This is a genomic window from Deltaproteobacteria bacterium (assembly GCA_016210005.1).
GTDB lineage: Bacteria > Desulfobacterota > Binatia > HRBIN30 > JACQVA1 > JACQVA1.
On sequence record JACQVA010000006.1, the window covers coordinates 76357 to 92127 of the forward strand.

General features: G+C 66.2%; 16 protein-coding genes and 1 tRNA gene. 13 read left to right on the forward strand and 4 right to left on the reverse strand.

The genetic code is table 11. The features are described 5' to 3' along the window. Positions 1-5: 5 nt before the first annotated feature. The 9 genes from HY699_00695 (at position 6) to HY699_00735 (ending at position 10281) form a co-directional block, all read left to right on the forward strand. Entirely contained in the window at positions 6-1391 is a 1386-nt protein-coding gene (locus HY699_00695) for a hypothetical protein (GenBank protein MBI4514323.1), read from the forward strand. A gap of 13 nt (positions 1392-1404) precedes the next feature. Beyond that, positions 1405-2715, forward strand: coding sequence for a DUF1329 domain-containing protein (locus HY699_00700; GenBank protein ID MBI4514324.1), 1311 nt, complete (start codon positions 1405-1407; stop codon positions 2713-2715). A 27-nt stretch (positions 2716-2742) separates the two neighbouring features. Next, positions 2743-3783, forward strand: coding sequence for a 2,3-butanediol dehydrogenase (locus HY699_00705; protein ID MBI4514325.1), 1041 nt, complete (start codon positions 2743-2745; stop codon positions 3781-3783). Positions 3784-3807: 24 nt separating this feature from the next. After that, positions 3808-4956, forward strand: a complete 1149-nt coding sequence (locus HY699_00710) for an acyl-CoA dehydrogenase family protein (GenBank protein ID MBI4514326.1) — start codon at positions 3808-3810, stop codon at positions 4954-4956. Between the two features lie 34 nt (positions 4957-4990). Further along, positions 4991-5842, forward strand: a complete 852-nt coding sequence (locus HY699_00715) for a hypothetical protein (protein ID MBI4514327.1) — start codon at positions 4991-4993, stop codon at positions 5840-5842. 14 nt (positions 5843-5856) lie between these two features. Next, entirely contained in the window at positions 5857-7470 is a 1614-nt protein-coding gene (locus HY699_00720; protein ID MBI4514328.1) for an NAD(P)/FAD-dependent oxidoreductase, read from the forward strand. Between the two features lie 47 nt (positions 7471-7517). Then, complete coding sequence (locus HY699_00725) at positions 7518-7883, forward strand: hypothetical protein (protein MBI4514329.1); 366 nt, start codon at positions 7518-7520, stop codon at positions 7881-7883. An 84-nt stretch (positions 7884-7967) separates the two neighbouring features. Next, a complete protein-coding gene (locus HY699_00730; protein ID MBI4514330.1) occupies positions 7968-8594 on the forward strand; it encodes a hypothetical protein in 627 nt (208 codons plus the stop codon). A 151-nt stretch (positions 8595-8745) separates the two neighbouring features. After that, positions 8746-10281: an AMP-binding protein gene (locus HY699_00735; GenBank protein MBI4514331.1), complete on the forward strand. Its 1536-nt coding sequence runs from the start codon at positions 8746-8748 to the stop codon at positions 10279-10281. Positions 10282-10327: 46 nt separating this feature from the next. Here the strand turns inward: HY699_00735 and grxD are convergent, their stop codons facing one another. The 4 genes from grxD to HY699_00755 form a co-directional block, all read right to left on the reverse strand. After that, positions 10328-10651: a Grx4 family monothiol glutaredoxin gene (gene grxD / locus HY699_00740; GenBank protein MBI4514332.1), complete on the reverse strand. Its 324-nt coding sequence runs from the start codon at positions 10649-10651 to the stop codon at positions 10328-10330. Between the two features lie 10 nt (positions 10652-10661). Continuing rightward, positions 10662-10931, reverse strand: a complete 270-nt coding sequence (locus HY699_00745; protein ID MBI4514333.1) for a BolA/IbaG family iron-sulfur metabolism protein — start codon at positions 10929-10931, stop codon at positions 10662-10664. A gap of 66 nt (positions 10932-10997) precedes the next feature. Further along, complete coding sequence (locus HY699_00750) at positions 10998-11561, reverse strand: PKD domain-containing protein (protein MBI4514334.1); 564 nt, start codon at positions 11559-11561, stop codon at positions 10998-11000. Between the two features lie 17 nt (positions 11562-11578). After that, entirely contained in the window at positions 11579-12463 is an 885-nt protein-coding gene (locus HY699_00755; GenBank protein ID MBI4514335.1) for a hypothetical protein, read from the reverse strand. Positions 12464-12616: 153 nt separating this feature from the next. Here HY699_00755 and HY699_00760 point away from each other — a divergent pair, with 153 nt between their 5' ends. The 4 genes from HY699_00760 (at position 12617) to HY699_00775 (ending at position 15654) form a co-directional block, all read left to right on the forward strand. Next, complete coding sequence (locus tag HY699_00760) at positions 12617-13087, forward strand: hypothetical protein (protein MBI4514336.1); 471 nt, start codon at positions 12617-12619, stop codon at positions 13085-13087. Between the two features lie 51 nt (positions 13088-13138). Further along, positions 13139-13837 (forward strand): HEAT repeat domain-containing protein, encoded by a 699-nt coding sequence (locus tag HY699_00765; protein ID MBI4514337.1) that lies wholly within the window; start codon positions 13139-13141, stop codon positions 13835-13837. Between the two features lie 52 nt (positions 13838-13889). After that, a tRNA-Leu gene (locus HY699_00770) sits at positions 13890-13972 on the forward strand. 155 nt (positions 13973-14127) lie between these two features. Then, on the forward strand, positions 14128-15654 hold the full coding sequence (locus HY699_00775) for a sigma-54-dependent Fis family transcriptional regulator (GenBank protein MBI4514338.1): 1527 nt from the start codon (positions 14128-14130) through the stop codon (positions 15652-15654). Positions 15655-15771: the final 117 nt, after the last annotated feature.

The following is a 15771-nucleotide window of genomic DNA, read 5'->3' on the forward strand; positions in this document are numbered from 1 at the left end:
TGAGTATGAAAACGGCCGTGCAGTTACGAGGGCGCGAACGAGTCGCCGCCTTACAAGCGCAGTTTCCCACCATCCCGCGGGCGATCGTGATCAAGACCGACGTTCTGCGCGAAGGCATCCAGCCCAACGAGTTGTTGCCGCGCGTCGGCCCGCACGCCTTCCCTCACTTCCTGGTGTGGAACTCCGATCACGTGTGGAACCCGGCGGTGCAAGCCGGCAGCGAGGTCAAGGCGATTCCGTGGAACTTCATCCTGGACGACGGACACGCGCCGGTGGTCTGCCGGCTCGATTCCGCCAGCCCCTACGAGATCCGCCTCACCGAAGCCAAGGGTTTCGTGCTCTTTCGCGACGGCCAAGCGATCGAGCCGGTGCGCTTCGAGCGCGGCGCGCGCTGGATCTTCGACACCACCTCCGACGGTACCATGAACGGATCGGTGTTCCTGTCGTGGACGCGCGAGGCCTTGCTCGGCGCAGCGCTGCGCTACTGCGAGTACACCAAGTCCGGCGACCAATGCCGCTACTGCTGCCTCGATGCCGAAGCCAGCCGCTTCAGCGAGTTGGGCTTCAAGCTCGATATGGCGGTCAAGCCGGCCAATGCCGCCGAAGCCTACCGCGCCGCGGTGATCGAAACCGGCAGCATCCGCCAGGTGTCATTCACCGGCGGCAGCTTGCTGAACACCAACAAGGAAATGGAGAAATACATCGCGCTGTACGCCGCCCTGCGCGACGTGCGCGACGAACTCAAGGCCGACACCCAGTTCTACGCCTGTGTCACCGCCCCGCCCGATCGTGAGATCCTGACGCGCTTGCACGATGCCGGCTTGTACCACATCGCCCCCAACATGGACTGCTGGGAGGAAAAGCTCTGGCCCGTCATCGTTCCGGGAAAGCACAAGTTCGTCGGCCGCCAGTACTGGATCGACTCGTTGCTCATGTGCCTGGAGGTTTACGGCGCCGGCATGGTAGGAAGCGCCTTCGTGGTCGGGCCCGAAATGGTGCAACCGTATGGCTTCAAAGACCTCGATCAAGGCCTGGCCTCGTGGACCGGCTGCTTCGAGTGGTGCACGCAACACAAGATCGTACCCATGCTGATCCCGTGGCAAAAGGAAGTCGGCTCTCCTTGGGAGCACGAGGTGCCGCCGCCGGCCGAATACACCCTGGCTGTGTTCGCCGAGCGCCACCGCTGCATGGAAGCTGCCGGCCTGTACGGGATCATGGATCACAACTACTTCATGGGCCAGGCGTGGGATACCAACGCGGACTTCCGGCGGCTCGCCCACGGCTGCTCGTGCGCCAACTGCGCCCCGCCGCCGTACGGGCCCGAGCGCTACGTCGATCCGGCCGAGTTCCAGGCCGGGGCTGTTGCCGGCGCGCAACCCACCGCGCTGTGAGAAAGGAGCCTCCATGAAGCGTACGGCAACACTGTGGTTCTTGGCCACGCTGGTCGCGACCAGCACCGTTCGGGCGCAGGAGTTGAAGCCGGGCGATACCCTGTCGCAGCAGAACTGGCAACTCGCCAAGGATCTGCTGCCCCCGGAGATCCTGCGCCACTACGAGCGCGGCGAATACGTCAGCCCGATCCTGGCCTGGGAGAACGGCCGCCAGAAGTGGAGCGCCGACTTCCTCGAGGCGACCGCGCGCAACGCCACCGAGTTGGCTCTCGACGCCAAGGGCAGCATCGTCGACAAGGCCACCGGCAAGCGGCCGGCTTACATGCGCGGCTTCCCGTTCCCCAACGTGACCGCCGATGATCCCCAGGCGGCGTTGAAAATCCTGTGGAACCACTACCTCTACTGGTGGAACAACGGCAACCTGCGAAACTACGTCGAGATCAATTGGGTATCAAGTAAAGGCGTAGAACGAAAAGCCACACAGGACGTGTACTTCCTCTATTACCAGGGCCAGCCGCGCCAGTACATCCCCACAAGTAACCCAGATGACTTGCTCACCCAGCTCTTGGCCACCACCGTGAAACCCGCCGACCTCAACGGCACCGCCGCGTTGAGCTGGCGCTACCGCGATCCCGAAAAGCGCGACTCCTCCTGGGCCTACGTGCCCGCTCTGCGGCGCGTGCGCGCGGTCTCGCCCACCAACCGCTCCGATGGCTTCCTCGGCTCCGACATGAGTCAGGACGACGGCCCCTTCTTCGACGGCAAGCCGGAGGACTTCAACTGGAAGCTGGCCGGGGAACAGGATATCCTGCGCCTGACTGATCCCTACAGTCTCGACGGCGAGCAGCACCGGGTGCAACTGCCCAGCGGCGGGTGGCGCGGCATATGGAAGAAGGTTCCCATGGTCGGGTTTCAGGACCCAAGCTGGCAAGGGTCGCCTTGGGCGCCTCTGGGCACCGCCCTGGCGCGCCGCCGCTGCTGGGTCATCGAGGCGGTGCCGAAGGACACCTACTATCTGTTCGGCAAGATCCAGCTTTACATCGATAAGGAGACTTATCACGGCGCCTACAACCGCAAGTTCAACTGGAGCGGCGAGTTGGTCAATATCTACGTGGTGTTTGCCGATCTGAACGGAAGCTCGGGCGGTGACGGCGACTATTACGGGGCCGGGAACATCGTCTACCAAGGCGCCGAGAACCTCAAGCTCAGCCGCGCCACCGTGATCACCGCGCCGCCGGATCAAGCCGATCCGCCTAACGATCGCCGCATCAAGCTCGACCCCCAGTTCTTCAGCGCCCAGTCGCTGGTGCGGGCCGGGAAGTGACGGCATGGCTGAGCGGAGGAGCGGCTGATGCGGGCGGCGCGCTGGTACGCCCCGCGTGATCTGCGCATCGAAGCGCTGGCGCCGCCGCAGCCGGGCGCCGGCGAGGTGCTGGTGCGAGTCGAGTGGTGCGGGCTGTGCGGCACCGACGTGCACGAGTACACGCACGGTCCGGTGCTGATCCCATCGCGCCCGCATCCGCTCACCGGCCGTGTGCCGCCGATCACACTGGGGCATGAATTCTGCGGCACGGTGGTCAGCGCCGCCGCCGGCTTCGCTGCCGGCGAGCGGGTTACGGCCAATGCCTGCCTGGTCTGCCACCAATGCGCGTGGTGCCGCGCGGGACAGCCCAACTTGTGCGCCAAGCTCGGTAGCATCGGCCTGTGCGCTGACGGCGGCCTGGCGGAGTTCGTCAACGTCCCCGCCTATTCGCTCTACCGCCTCCCTGCCGGCATGCCGGCGGAGGTGGGTGCGCTGGCCGAACCGACAGCGGTGGCGGTGCATGCCTGCCGGCGTGCGCGGCTGAAGCCGGGGGAAACCGTGGCGGTGGTGGGAGCAGGTACGATCGGTTTGTTGGTGTTGCAAGCGGCTCGCGCCGGCGGTGCCGCTGAGGTGTTCAGCATCGAGCCGATCGCGGCCCGGCGCCAGTTGGCCGAGGAGCTGGGAGCGCGCCTGGCTCTCGATCCGGCGGCGAGCGCGGTCGATAAGGAGATCGCCGCCGCCACCGACAACCGGCGCGCCGATGTCGTGTTCGAGTGCACCGGCTCGCTCGCCGGCATCGAAACCGCCTTGCGGGTTTCGGGCAAAGCCGGGCGCGTGGCGATTGTCGGCATTTACCGCGACTCGTCGCCGGCGCCGTGGGCGCGCTTGCAAGCGCACGAGAAGGAGATCATCGGCTCCAGCGCCTACACCGACGAGTTCCCCGAGGCCCTGCGGCTGCTGGCGAGCGACGCCGTGCGCGGCGCCGCCTTGATCACTGATCGCATCGACCTCGCCGAGCTGGAAGCGCGCGGCCTGCGCGCCTTGCTCGAAGAGCCGGCAAAACATCTCAAAATCCTGGTCCAGCCTTAACTACCCCACCGCCCGAGGAATCCAGTGGAGTTCGAGCTCAACGACGAACAGCGGATGATCCGCGACCTCTGCCGCGATTTCGCGCAGCACGAGATCGCTCCGCACGCCGAGCAGTGGTACGACGCCGGTGAGTTCCCGACGGCGGTCTTCCGCAAGCTCGCCGAGCTGCAGCTGATGGGCTTGCTGATTCCCGAGGAGTACGGCGGCAGCAACACCGGCACGGTGGCCTTCGTCGCCGCCATGGAGGAGCTGGCGCGCGTCGACCAGTCGATCGCCGCCACCTGGAACGCGCACCTGACCATCGGCTCACTGCCCTACCTGCACTTCGGCACCGAGGAGCAGAAGCAACGTTACCTGGTGCCGCTGGCGCGCGGCGAGATCCTCGGCGCCTTCGGCCTCACCGAACCGGAGGCCGGCTCCGATGCCGCCAATATCAGTACCGCGGCGATCTTGGACGGCGACTCCTGGGTCATCAACGGCACCAAGTGTTTCATCACCAACGCCGGCACGCCGCTGTCATACGGGCTGGTGGTACTGGCGGTGACCGGGCGTGACGCCGCCGGCAAGAAGCGTTACAGCACCCTGATCGTCCCGCGCGATACCCCCGGCTACACCGTCGGCCGCCGCTATCACAAGGTGGGTTGGCACACCGTCGACACCCGCGAGCAGGTATTCGAGGACTGCCGCGTGGCGCGCGAGAACTTGCTCGGCCCCGAAGGCGCCGGCTTGCGCCAGTTCATGCAGACCCTCGACGTCGGCCGCATCAGCATCGCCGCCTTGTCGGTCGGCCTGGCGCGCGCGGCCTTGGAATTGGCGCTGGCCCATGCCCAACAACGAGTGACGTTCGGCAAGCGCCTGAGCCAGCACCAGGCGATCCAGTTCAAGCTCGCCGATATCGCCACCGCGGTCGAGGCCGCGCGCCTGCTGGCATATCGCGCCGCCTGGCTGCGCGACAGCGGCCGGCCTTACGCCCAAGAGGCCGCCATGGCCAAGCTGTTCGCCTCCGAGGCGGCGGTGCGGGCCGCCGAGGAAGCGGTGCAGATCCACGGCGGCTACGGCTACACCCGCGAGCACGCGGTCTCGCGCTTTTACCTGGACTCGAAAATCCTCACCATCGGCGAAGGCACCAGCGAGGTCCAACGCATGGTGATCGCCCGCCATCTGGGCTGCTGATTGCTGCCGCCACGGCCTCTCGGAGCGCACCGCCATGAACGATGCAGAGCTGAAGCAGTTGGGCCGGCGCGCGCGTGAGCGCTTGGAGGCGGCGCTGGCGGTCAATGATCTGGACGAGGCCCGGCGCGCCTGCGCCGAGCTGCCCAAGGAGTACGTGCTGATTCACAAAGGGCTGCGCCAGGTCCTCGAATACGCCATGGAGTACATCGAGCAGATCTTCCGCGCCGAGCAGGCCGCGGTCGCCGCCCGCATCACCGCCGCCGTCGAAGCCGGCGACTTCGACCGGGCGCGCGCCTTGCTGCACGAGCGCGATCGCCAGCACCAAGTCATCCACGATCGGTTCATCGACACGAAAGCCGGCTTCTACAGTTACGTCGCTGAGGTCTTCGGTGATCAGCGCCTGGAAGGCATCCTGCGCCATACCGGCGAACGCCAGCGCGCCGGCTTCGAGCGCTGGGAGCAACAGTGGCGAGGCGAGTCGGCAGCCGCCTTCACCCGCGCTTCGGTCCATCTGCTCAAGACCCACATGGGGCGGGTGAGCGTGAGCGAGGACGAGGAGAAGTTCACCATCACCCAAGACCCGTGCGGCTCCGGCGGCCGGCTGATGCGCGAGGGCGCCTATGATCGGCCCGACGGGCTTAGCCGCGTCGACCGCCCGCAAGCCATGACCTTCGACAAGCCCGATTTTCCCAGCTACTGTGCCCACTGCGCGGTGTGGAACAACATTCAGTGCATCGAGTGGTTCGGTCACCCGCAGTGGGCGATCGATCACCCGGCGACCCCGGACGACCCCTGCCGCATTCACATCTACAAAGATCCCGGCCGCGTCCCCGAGCGCTACTACCGCCAAGTCGGTAAACAGCGACCGGATAAGCCGCAAACTTGAACTGGAGGAGTGACATGCCCGAGACACAAACCTGTGACGTGGTGGTCATCGGCGCCGGCCCCAACGGGCTTTCGAGCGCCTGCTACCTGGCCCGCGCCGGGCTCGACGTGGTGGTGCTCGAACGCCGCGGTGACGGCATCGTTGGCGGCGGCGCCACCAGCGAGGAAGTGACCCTGCCCGGCTTCAAGCACAACCTGGGCGCGGTGTGGATGGGGGGCACGCTCTGGACCGGTGTTCACAAGGAGCTGGAGCTGAAAAAGTACGGGGTCAACTACCTCTACACGGATGTCGCCATGTCGGCCGTGTTCGATGACGGCAGCTGCATCCACTGGCATCACGACCTCGACAAGATGTGCGCCAACATCGCCCGCTACAATCGCCGCGACGCCGACACCTGGCGCGAGCTGTTCTTGACCTACAAGGACACCGCCCCGATGTGGGCCGCCGCCGAAGAGGCCGTCAGCGGCGCCGCCGCTGCCTCGCCCGGCTCGCTGTTTCTCTCCCCGCTCGAACGCAGCCCCGCCGGCCGCGAGCTGATCCGCTTGAGCATGAAGCCACCGGTCGATCTGGTGAACGACTTCTTCGAAGAACCCCGCCTGCGCAACCTGTTGCGCCAGCGCATCTCCGAAGGCTTCACCCGCCCCGACGACGAGCCGCAGCTCGGCAACCCATTCATCATGCACTTGATCATGAGCCATACCGTCGGGCGCAGCTTCGGGCTGGCGCAGGGCGGCACCGGCCAGGTTTGCCTGGCGCTGCGCAAGTGTCTGGAGGAAAGCCGCGGCCGGGTGCTGTTCGGCAAGGACGTTCGGGAGATCGTCACCGAGAACAAATCGGCCAGCGGAGTCGTTTGCAGCGACGGCTCGCGCTACACGGCCAAGAAGGGCGTCATCAGTGACGTCACCCACGTCACCACCCTGCTGCAAATGGTCGGCGAGCAGCTACTGGAGCCGAAGTTCGCCCGCAAGGTGAAAACCTGGCGCTGGGAAGAGCACAGCTTCCACAACACCCACTGGGCGCTGAATGAACCTGTAGTATGGAAGGCGTCGGACAACGACCCCGACATTCAGCGCTGCTGGTCGATCGCCGTGCTGCCGCTCGATCCTGACGCCCACTGGCGCCAGTGTCACGAAGACAATCGCGCCGGCCGGCCGCCGCGCTCCTTGGGCTACTACGGCAGCTTTCCCACCGTGCTCGATCCGACGCAGGCGCCCGCGGGTAAACACACCGGCTTGGCCTGGAAGCACTCGCCCTACGACCTCGAAGACGGCGGCGCAGCACGCTGGGACGCGATCAAAGAGGAGTACGCCGACCAGGTCGAGGAATTTACCGCCGGCTTCACCAAGAACGATTTCCGCAAGAGCATCCTCAAGCGTCACGTCGATTCGCCGCTCGACATCGAGCGGCGCAATCCCTCGTTCGTCAAGGGCTCGTGTTGCAACGGCTCCACCGAACCGCACCAGGTCGGCTACTACCGGCCGTTTCACGACTACCCGCAGGGACGTTGCCCGATCGAGAAGCTGTACCTGGCCGGGGATTGGGTCGGTGTCACCGGCGGTGCGGGGCGCAACGCGGCCAGTGCGGTTCTGGACGATCTCAAGCTGAAGAAGTGGTGGGGCAAGAAGTAAGCCAGTCCTTCATGATGGCGGCGGCGTGGAATGATTGGAGGCTGCAAGTGGCACGTTCGGTCAAGATGGTGTCCGACATGGACACGACGATGATGGAGGTCGAGCAAGTCGACCGGGTGGGCGACCGGCTGATGATCAAGGGCACGATGATGGGGAGCTTCCCGGCCGATATCTACATCGAGCCGCAAGCCCTGCTCGGACTGCTGCTCATGCACTTGCGCCCCGCGCCGCTGAGTTTCGTCTTCGGCCTGCCGTATTTCTGGTTGCGCTGTTACTGGCGGCGCGAGGAAAACCGGAGCGCGCCCGCCCGTGCCAAGGGCGTGGCGTTGGCGGCAGGCATGGCGCTGGCTGCTGCCGGCGGGGTGGTGGTGCTGCTGCTGGGGCTGGTGCAGCTGATGCGTCTCGTCGTCTGACCAGCGCGGGCGGTCCCGCGGCGGGCAAAGAAAGCACTTGATCTGGGGCCGTGAGCTGTGCCAAAGCTCACAGCCAGGAGTCACATGCCGGCCGAGGTCATCGACCTGCAACGCTTCAAGCTGGTTCGGCGCGCCGGGCAGGCGGACAGCGCCGACGCGGTGTTGCCGTGGAGCGCACAGCACTGGCCGATGTGCCGCATTCGCTATTTCGTGCGCAACACGACCTCGGGGCGGCCGCCGCGATGCTGCTGCGGGCGGGTATACAACCGGGTGACGTTGCAGGCGCGTGCCCCGGTTATCACCGCGATCGTGCGTGAGACCGTACAACGGCTGACCGGCGAGGGGCTCATGACCATGGCGCGGCTGGCGGCGGCGTTACAAGTGCATCCCGAGCTGACCTCGGTGGAGCGCGCCGCGCTCAACACCGGTCCGTGCGCCACCTGCCCGGTGTTGAGCGAGCAAGCCGAGCAGCTGCGGTTTCTGTGGGGCTTGTACCGCGCCTATTGGGGCCGAGCGGTGCAGGCGAGCGTACCGCGCCGGCATCACAACGAGCTCCGCGGCGACCAAGCGCGCCAGTCGGCGATCGACCTGCGCCGTCACATCCGCCACGAGATCGCCTTGATTCGCCACCTGCAGCAGCAACTCGCCCTCTGCCCCTGGGCCCGCCGGCGTCCGATGTCGCGCTCGAGTAACGGCTCGCCGGGGTACTGAGCTCTAGCCCCAAAGACGGCGTAGGGGCCACCGCCCGGCTCACCCGCCAGCCTCGCGACTCTGCCGTGCGCCCGGCTGTGGCCCCCGAATTGACCGGCCGCGGACATGGGTTTAGCATCCGGCCACGGTTTCATTCTCGGAGGGTATCACCATGCAGATCGGCCCGGCCGCCAACGCGCAAAACTATCCCGATAAGCTCGCCATCGTCTGCCGCGACCGGCGCTACACCTGGCGCGAGTGGAATGCGCGCATCAATCAGCTGGCGTATGGGCTGCGCGCGCTCGGCTTGCGCGCGGGGGACAAGGTGGCGGTGCTGCTCAACAACTGCCACGAGGCGCTGGAGGTCACCAGCGCGTGCAGCAAGACCGGGACGGTGGCCGTGCCGCTGAACTATCGGCTGACCTCGAGCGAGATTGCCTACATCGTCAACAACTCCGACTCGCGTGCATTCATCTTCGGCGCCGAGTTCACCGACCGCGTGCGCGTGGTGCAGGAGCAATTGCCGCTGGTGCCGCGCGACAACTTGCGCGTCGTCAGCGACGGCGTCAACGGCGAGTTCGCCGCCTACGAGCAGCTGCTCGCCGCCCAGCCCAGCGGCGAGCCCGAGGGCGACAGCGTTCCCGGGCTCTCGGCCATGATCTACACCTCCGGCACCACCGGCCAGCCGAAGGGCGTGGCCCGCAATGGCCCGGTCGATCCGATGATCGTCCTCGGTATCATCCAAGGCTTCAACCTGACGCCCGACGAGGTGCATCTGGTGTGCGCGCCGCTCTATCACAGCGCCCCCCTACTGGGCTCGGCGTTGACAATCGCCTTGGGCGGTACGTTGGTGATCATGCCGAAATTCGAGCCGGAGGAGTTCCTGCGCCTGGTGGAGCAGGAGCGTGTGACCTCGACGATGGCCGTGCCCACCATCATGAAGCGCATCGTGGCGTTGCCGCCGGCGGTGAGGACACGCTACCAGGGGCGCTCGATGCGGGCGCTGATCTTCGGCGCCGCCCCCTGCCCGATGGAAACCAAACGTGCAATCACCGACTACTTCGGTGACTGCTTGTACGAGTACTACGGCTCCACCGATGCCGGCCTGAACACCATCCTGCCGCCGCACGAGCAGTTCACCAAGCCGGGCAGCTGCGGCCGGGTGCTGCCGGGGCACGAGATCAAGATCTTTGACGAGGCCGGCAATGAGCTGCCCGCGGGCGAGCCCGGTGACGTCTACATCTACAACTCGCTGGTGGCAGCGATGCAGTACTACAAGGACCCGGAGAAGACGCGCAAGTCGTTTCGCGGCCAGTACATGACCGTCGGCGATGTCGGCTACTTCGATTCCGAGGGCTATCTCTATCTGGTCGACCGCAAGATCGACATGGTGATCTCCGGCGGGGTCAATATCTACCCGGCGGAAATCGAGGCGGTCATCCACGAGCATCCCGCGGTGCTCGACGTTGCCGTCATCGGCGTACCCAACGAAGACTGGGGCGAGGAGTTGAAAGCGGTGGTGCAATTAAAGCCGGGCGCGGCGGCTCGCCCCGAGGATATTTGCGACTTCTGCGCCGAGCGCCTGGCCGACTACAAGCGCCCGCGCAGCGTGGATTTCGTTGACGAGGTGCCGCGCAACCCCTCCGGCAAGATCCTCAAGCGCGAGCTGCGCCAGCGCTACTGGGCCGCCGCCGGCCGCAAGATCTAAGGCTAGCCGGCACGCTCATCCACCGGCCGGAGGCGGCCGCGGCCCTTCACGCCGCCAACGCCGACTGCACCAGCGGCTGCAACTCGCCGCTCTCGTACATCTCGCGCACGATATCGGCGCCACCGACGAACTTGCCGGCCAGATATACCTGCGGGATCGTCGGCCAGTTGGAAAATTCCTTGATGCCTTCGCGCAGCTCGGGATCTTCGAGAATGTTCACCGTCTCGAACGGCACGCCCAGCTCGTGAAACACGGCCACCGCGCTGGCGGAGAAGCCGCACATGGGGAACACCTTAGTGCCCTTCATGAAGATCACGATCTTGTGCGTCGCGACCAGCGACTGAATACGCTGTCTCAACTCATCGGTCATCAGTGCCTCCTCAAGCGATCACCCGGAGTGATTTCGGGCGCTGCCGCCATTGCTCGGGCGTATAGGTCTTCAGCGCCAGCGCGTGAATGCGGTCGGCCAGCGCCGCGCGCAGCGGGGCATAAACCAGCTGATGCTGGTCGACCCGCCCCCGGCCGGCGAAGATCTCGGACACCACCGTGACCTCGAAGTGGTCGCCGCCACCGGTCAGATCACGCACCTCGATCTCGGCGTTCGGGATCGCGGCAGCGAGCAATTCTCTGATGTCATCAGGATGCATCACGCAGCCAGCCTGGTTGTCGCTAACGAACGAACTTCTAGCCCAAATGCCGGGAGCAAGCGAGGGGGGCTACTGCTCGAAGCCGGCCTCGACGGTGATATCGAGCTCGTCCGAGGCGCGCGAGCCGTCCGGGGCGGCGGCCCGCAGGCGCACCAGGTACTCACCGGCCTTCTCGAACACGTGCACCGGGGCCGGCTCAGATGACGGCGGCGACTGGTCACCGAAGTCCCAAGCGTAGGTCGGGATGCCGCTCGGGCACTGGCTTTCCACGCTGAAGTTGACGGTCAGCGGCGGCTCGCCGAAATCGGGATCGGCGTCGATGATCACGACGCAGTCGCCTTCATCCGCGAGCTCGGCTTCGGTGCCGGCAGCCGCGTCTTCTTCGGGGGGTGGTTCCGGCGCCGGTGGGAAGGTGGGCGCGGCTTCGGGGGCCAGCGCCTTGGTCGGCCGCAGAGCCAGTGTTGGTGGCACGATGCGGCCGGCGGGGGTGGGCGCACGCGCGCCGCCGGCGGCCAGCGTGCGCGCCGGCGGCCGCCGCACTTCCAGGCGCGGGGCCGTGTCCGGCTGCGGCTCACTCGACTCCCGGCAGCCGCCGCATCCTGCCACAAGCAGCAGCCCGCCCAGTAGCCACACTCTGTGATCTACTACTGTCACCGTGTTGGTAGCAGTCTCGGCTTCGGTGTCGTCTTCGGTCGCGGCCCTGGTTTGCGCTTCGGTCGTGGTTGGGGGCCGGGATAAACTATCTTGATCTTCTTAGCCGGGCCAGGATTGCCTTCGACATCGCGCACACGAACGGTCAGCTCGGTGGTGCCGATCGGAAGCGCCCAGGCCTTGGCGACAACCATGCAAAACTGCGAGGTGGTTTCCTTGGACACGAAGGAGAAATCGCCGTTCGGGGTAACGGTACAGGCGCCACTGCTTTCCAGAAAGGTTTCAAAGCGGCAGCCCATGTCGTTCAGCGTATCCGAGATCTCTTGGGTTTCCTTGAACGAGGGCGCGGCGGGGATGCCACCGATGTTGGGCATGCGGCGGTCGCAGACCTCTTTACTGCCATCGCCCAGTGGCCGGTTGCTGATGAGTTGGAGATCGGGGCGCCGGCTGGGATCCTTGGGGTCGTGGGCATAGATACTGTGGCCGACCTCGGTGTTGCTCAGACCGGGTTTGGTCTCCACCACGATCATAAAACCGGAGCCCACGCGGTTGCGGTAGGTCGCGGTGCCATCCTTGGCCACCGACTCGGGCTCGTACGAGTGCCCGTCAGCCTTGGCCGCGCCGAAGTGAGTGATGATCGGGCCGATGGGCTTGCCCTTGGTAGCCTTGACGTTGGGGTTGGGCACGGGCCGGGTCGGGATCGGCGCCGGGGTAGCGGGCGGTACGGTCGGTACCGGCGTCTCCGCCACCCGCGGGGTGGGCATGGTGAAAGTCGGAAGCGGCGACGGTGTAGCCGGCGCCGGCTTTCTCGCCGCACAGCCCGCCGCCACCATCGCCCCAGCCAGCACACATGTAAACACTGCCCCAAAACGTCCGCGCATCATGCCTCCTCGAAACTTGCGGTTATGTAACGGGGCCTATCCAGCGAGTCAATCCCGATTCGCCCGAGTCCTTCGCCCGGCATCGGCGCGGTTGCGACCGGCTCCCGGGCGATTTGCTCCGGCGGGGCGCTTCGGCTATCACCCCGACTCATGAAGATGACCCTGCGATCGGGCGTGGTGAAGACCTGGGCGCTGGTGGCGGCGCTGGCGTTGCTAAGCGGCTGTGTGCGCCGCCACGCACCGCTCGACAGTACAGTCGCCGGTGGCGCGGCCCCCAGCCCGCTCGGCGACATAGTGGTGCCGCTGGCGGTGCGATCGTTCGAAATCAGCTCGGTCGACGGACAGCGCGGGGTGTTCTTCAAGCTTTCGCGCGTACCCGACCGTGTCGCCAGCCACGAGGAGAGCGAGCCCGCCCGCATCGTGGTCGAGGTTGAAGGTCCGGCGGCGGGCGATGACATTGCGCCGCAATCGTATCCCGGCGCCGATACCCTGGTCAGTCAGATCAACATGTCGCGCACCGGCGGCCGGCTGACTCTGGTGGTCGAACTCAGCGGCAGCGTCGTGCCCCGTCATAGCGTGCATCAAATGGCCGACTGGATCATGGTCCGGCTCAACCCGCCGAAGTGACGGCGGGTAGGTTGCGCGGCGCCGTGTGGGACAGGTAAAGTCGTGGGCGTGATGGCAGTGTGGACTCGCCCGCTCTCCGGGTTGTGGCTGCTGCTGGCGCTGGCGCTGGCGCTGGGCGCGGCGCGCGCCGGGGCGCAGATTTCGTCGAAGCAAATCCGCGAGCGCTACGAGCGCAACACCAAGGGCGGCACGAAACTCGAGGACTTCGTCAAGAAGCTCGATAGCCCCGAACCGGAAGTGCGGCTCGACGGGCTGAAGTCACTGGGTGAGACCAAGGACGCCAAGGCGGTCACCTACATCATGCAAGCGGTGGGCGACTCGGATATGCGGGTGAAGGTCAAGGCCATCGACTTGTTGGCGGGGCTGCGGGCCAACGACGCCACCCCGGTGCTGGTGCAGTATCTCTTCCTGCGCACCGTCGACGGGCAGCTCAAGCAGCGCATCTTGGCAGCGCTGGGTAAAATCGGCGACCCGCGCGCGGCGCAGCCGATCATGGAATTCCTCCAGCGTGATCTCGATCCCGCCATGCGCGGCACCGCGATATTCGCCCTCGGTGAAATCGGCGCGCCCGAGGCGCTCGAACGCCTGACCCAGATCGCACAGGCCGAGAACGATCCCACCCTGCGCCGCTTAGCGGGCGAGGCGGCCGCCAAGGTGCGCCAGCACCAAGCGGCGGTACAAAGCGAAGCCAAGGAGCCGCCGGCGACCTTCTTGGAGCCCAAACGCCCGCCGCAAGAACAACCGCAATAGCGTGCCGGTGCTGGATTCCGCTCGCTGCATTCGCTATGGCAGAGCTGCCCGAGGCCCAGTGGTGGAATGGCAGACACGGCAGACTCAAAATCTGTTGCGGGCAACCGCGTGGGGGTTCAAGTCCCTCCTGGGCCACTTTCTTGATTAGAGGTAGTTGTCGAGGTGCTCTCTTCTTCCACGGCGGCGAGGCATATTGCGGCCCGCGCTTCTTCCTCACCGGACGATCCGTCCGGCGACGTTTGGGGCGAGAAGCAGTAAGGACCCGGGCCGGAGTTAGGTAGGGGCGAGCAATGGCCAAGCCGCACGGTCAGCCGGAAGACACCTCGGCGGCGGCCCGTGAGCGCGATCTTTACCTCCGGCTGCTCAAGCTCGGCCGCGAGCGCGAGCTGACGCCGTTCTTGAAGGAGGCGCTGGCGCTCTTTGTCGATCTCGCTGACGCTCGGCTCGGCTACCTCGAACTCTACGACGGCGAGCAAGCCGGCGGCAAGCCCGGCTGGTGGATCGCGCACGGCTTCGCCGACGACGAAATCGAGGCCGTGCGCGGCAAGATCTCGCGCGGCATCATCGCCGAGGCGCTGGCAACCGGCGAAATCGTCGTTACCCCGTCCGCGGTCCTGGACCCGCGCTTCGAGGAACGCGACAGCGTCCAAGCCAGCCGCATCGAAGCCGTGCTCTGCGCGCCCATCGGCACGGATCACCCGCGTGGAGTCCTCTATCTGCAAGGCCCGGCCGGCAGCGGGCTGTTCTCCGAGGCCGGCTGCGCGCAGGCCGAGATCTTCACCCTTCATATCGAACCCTTCGTCGAGCGCTTGATCGAGCAGGAGCACCGCCGGGTGACGGCGGACCCGACGCTGAGCATTAGGCAACACCTGCGCGTGGACGGCATCGTCGGCCGGAGCGCGGCCCTGGCCGAGGTGTTGCGTCAAGTGGAGCTGGCGGCGCCGCTCGAAATCAATGTGCTGCTGACGGGCGAGACCGGCACCGGCAAGAGCCAGCTGGCGCGCGCCATCCACGACAACAGCCGCCGTGCTGCGCAGCCCCTGATCGAGGTCAACTGCGGCTCGTTGCCGGAATCACTGGTGGAGAACGAGCTCTTCGGCGCGCTGCCCGGTGCACACTCTACCGCCGTCAAGCGGATCGTGGGCAAAGTGGCGGCCGCCGAGAACGGCACGCTGTTTTTGGACGAGGTCAGCGACTTGCCCCTCGGCGCCCAGGCCAAGCTGCTGCAGCTGCTGCAATCACACCAGTACTATCCGCTCGGGGCGGATACCCCCGTGCAAGCCGACGTCCGAGTCATCGCGGCGACCAACACCGACTTGCAGCGGGCGGTGGCGGAGCAGCGCTTTCGCGAGGATCTGTTCTACCGGCTGCATGTGCTGCCCATCCGCGTGCCGGCGCTGGCAGAGCGGTGCGAAGACATCCCCGAGCTCGTGCAGTTCTTCTGTGCTTCGGCGTCTGCGCGCCATCAGCTGCCACTGCTGAGGTTTTCCGCCAACGCGCTGCGAGCGCTGGCGACCGCGCCGTGGCCGGGCAACATCCGGCAGCTGGCCAACGCGGTCGAGGCGGCGGTGATTCGCGCTGCCGGCCAAGGCGTGTCACAAATTGAATGTGCACACGTGTTTCCGGAGACGGCCGAGAGCCGGCCCGCTGCAACGATGACGTTCCAGGAAGCCACCCGCCGTTTCCAGGCGAGCTTCTTGACGAACGCGCTCAACGCTACGGACTGGAACATCACCGAGACCGCGCAGCGGCTCGACCTCGCGCGCTCGCACCTCTACGCGCTCATCCGCGCCCTCGGCCTGCGCGGCCAGCAGTAGCCTGAGTGCGTGAGTAATCGAAAGATGATCGAACCACGGAGGCGCGCAAGACGCCGAGCAAGAACACGACACAAGCCTCCGAGGGGGTTTCCTCTGTGCGCCCCCTGGGCCTCGGTG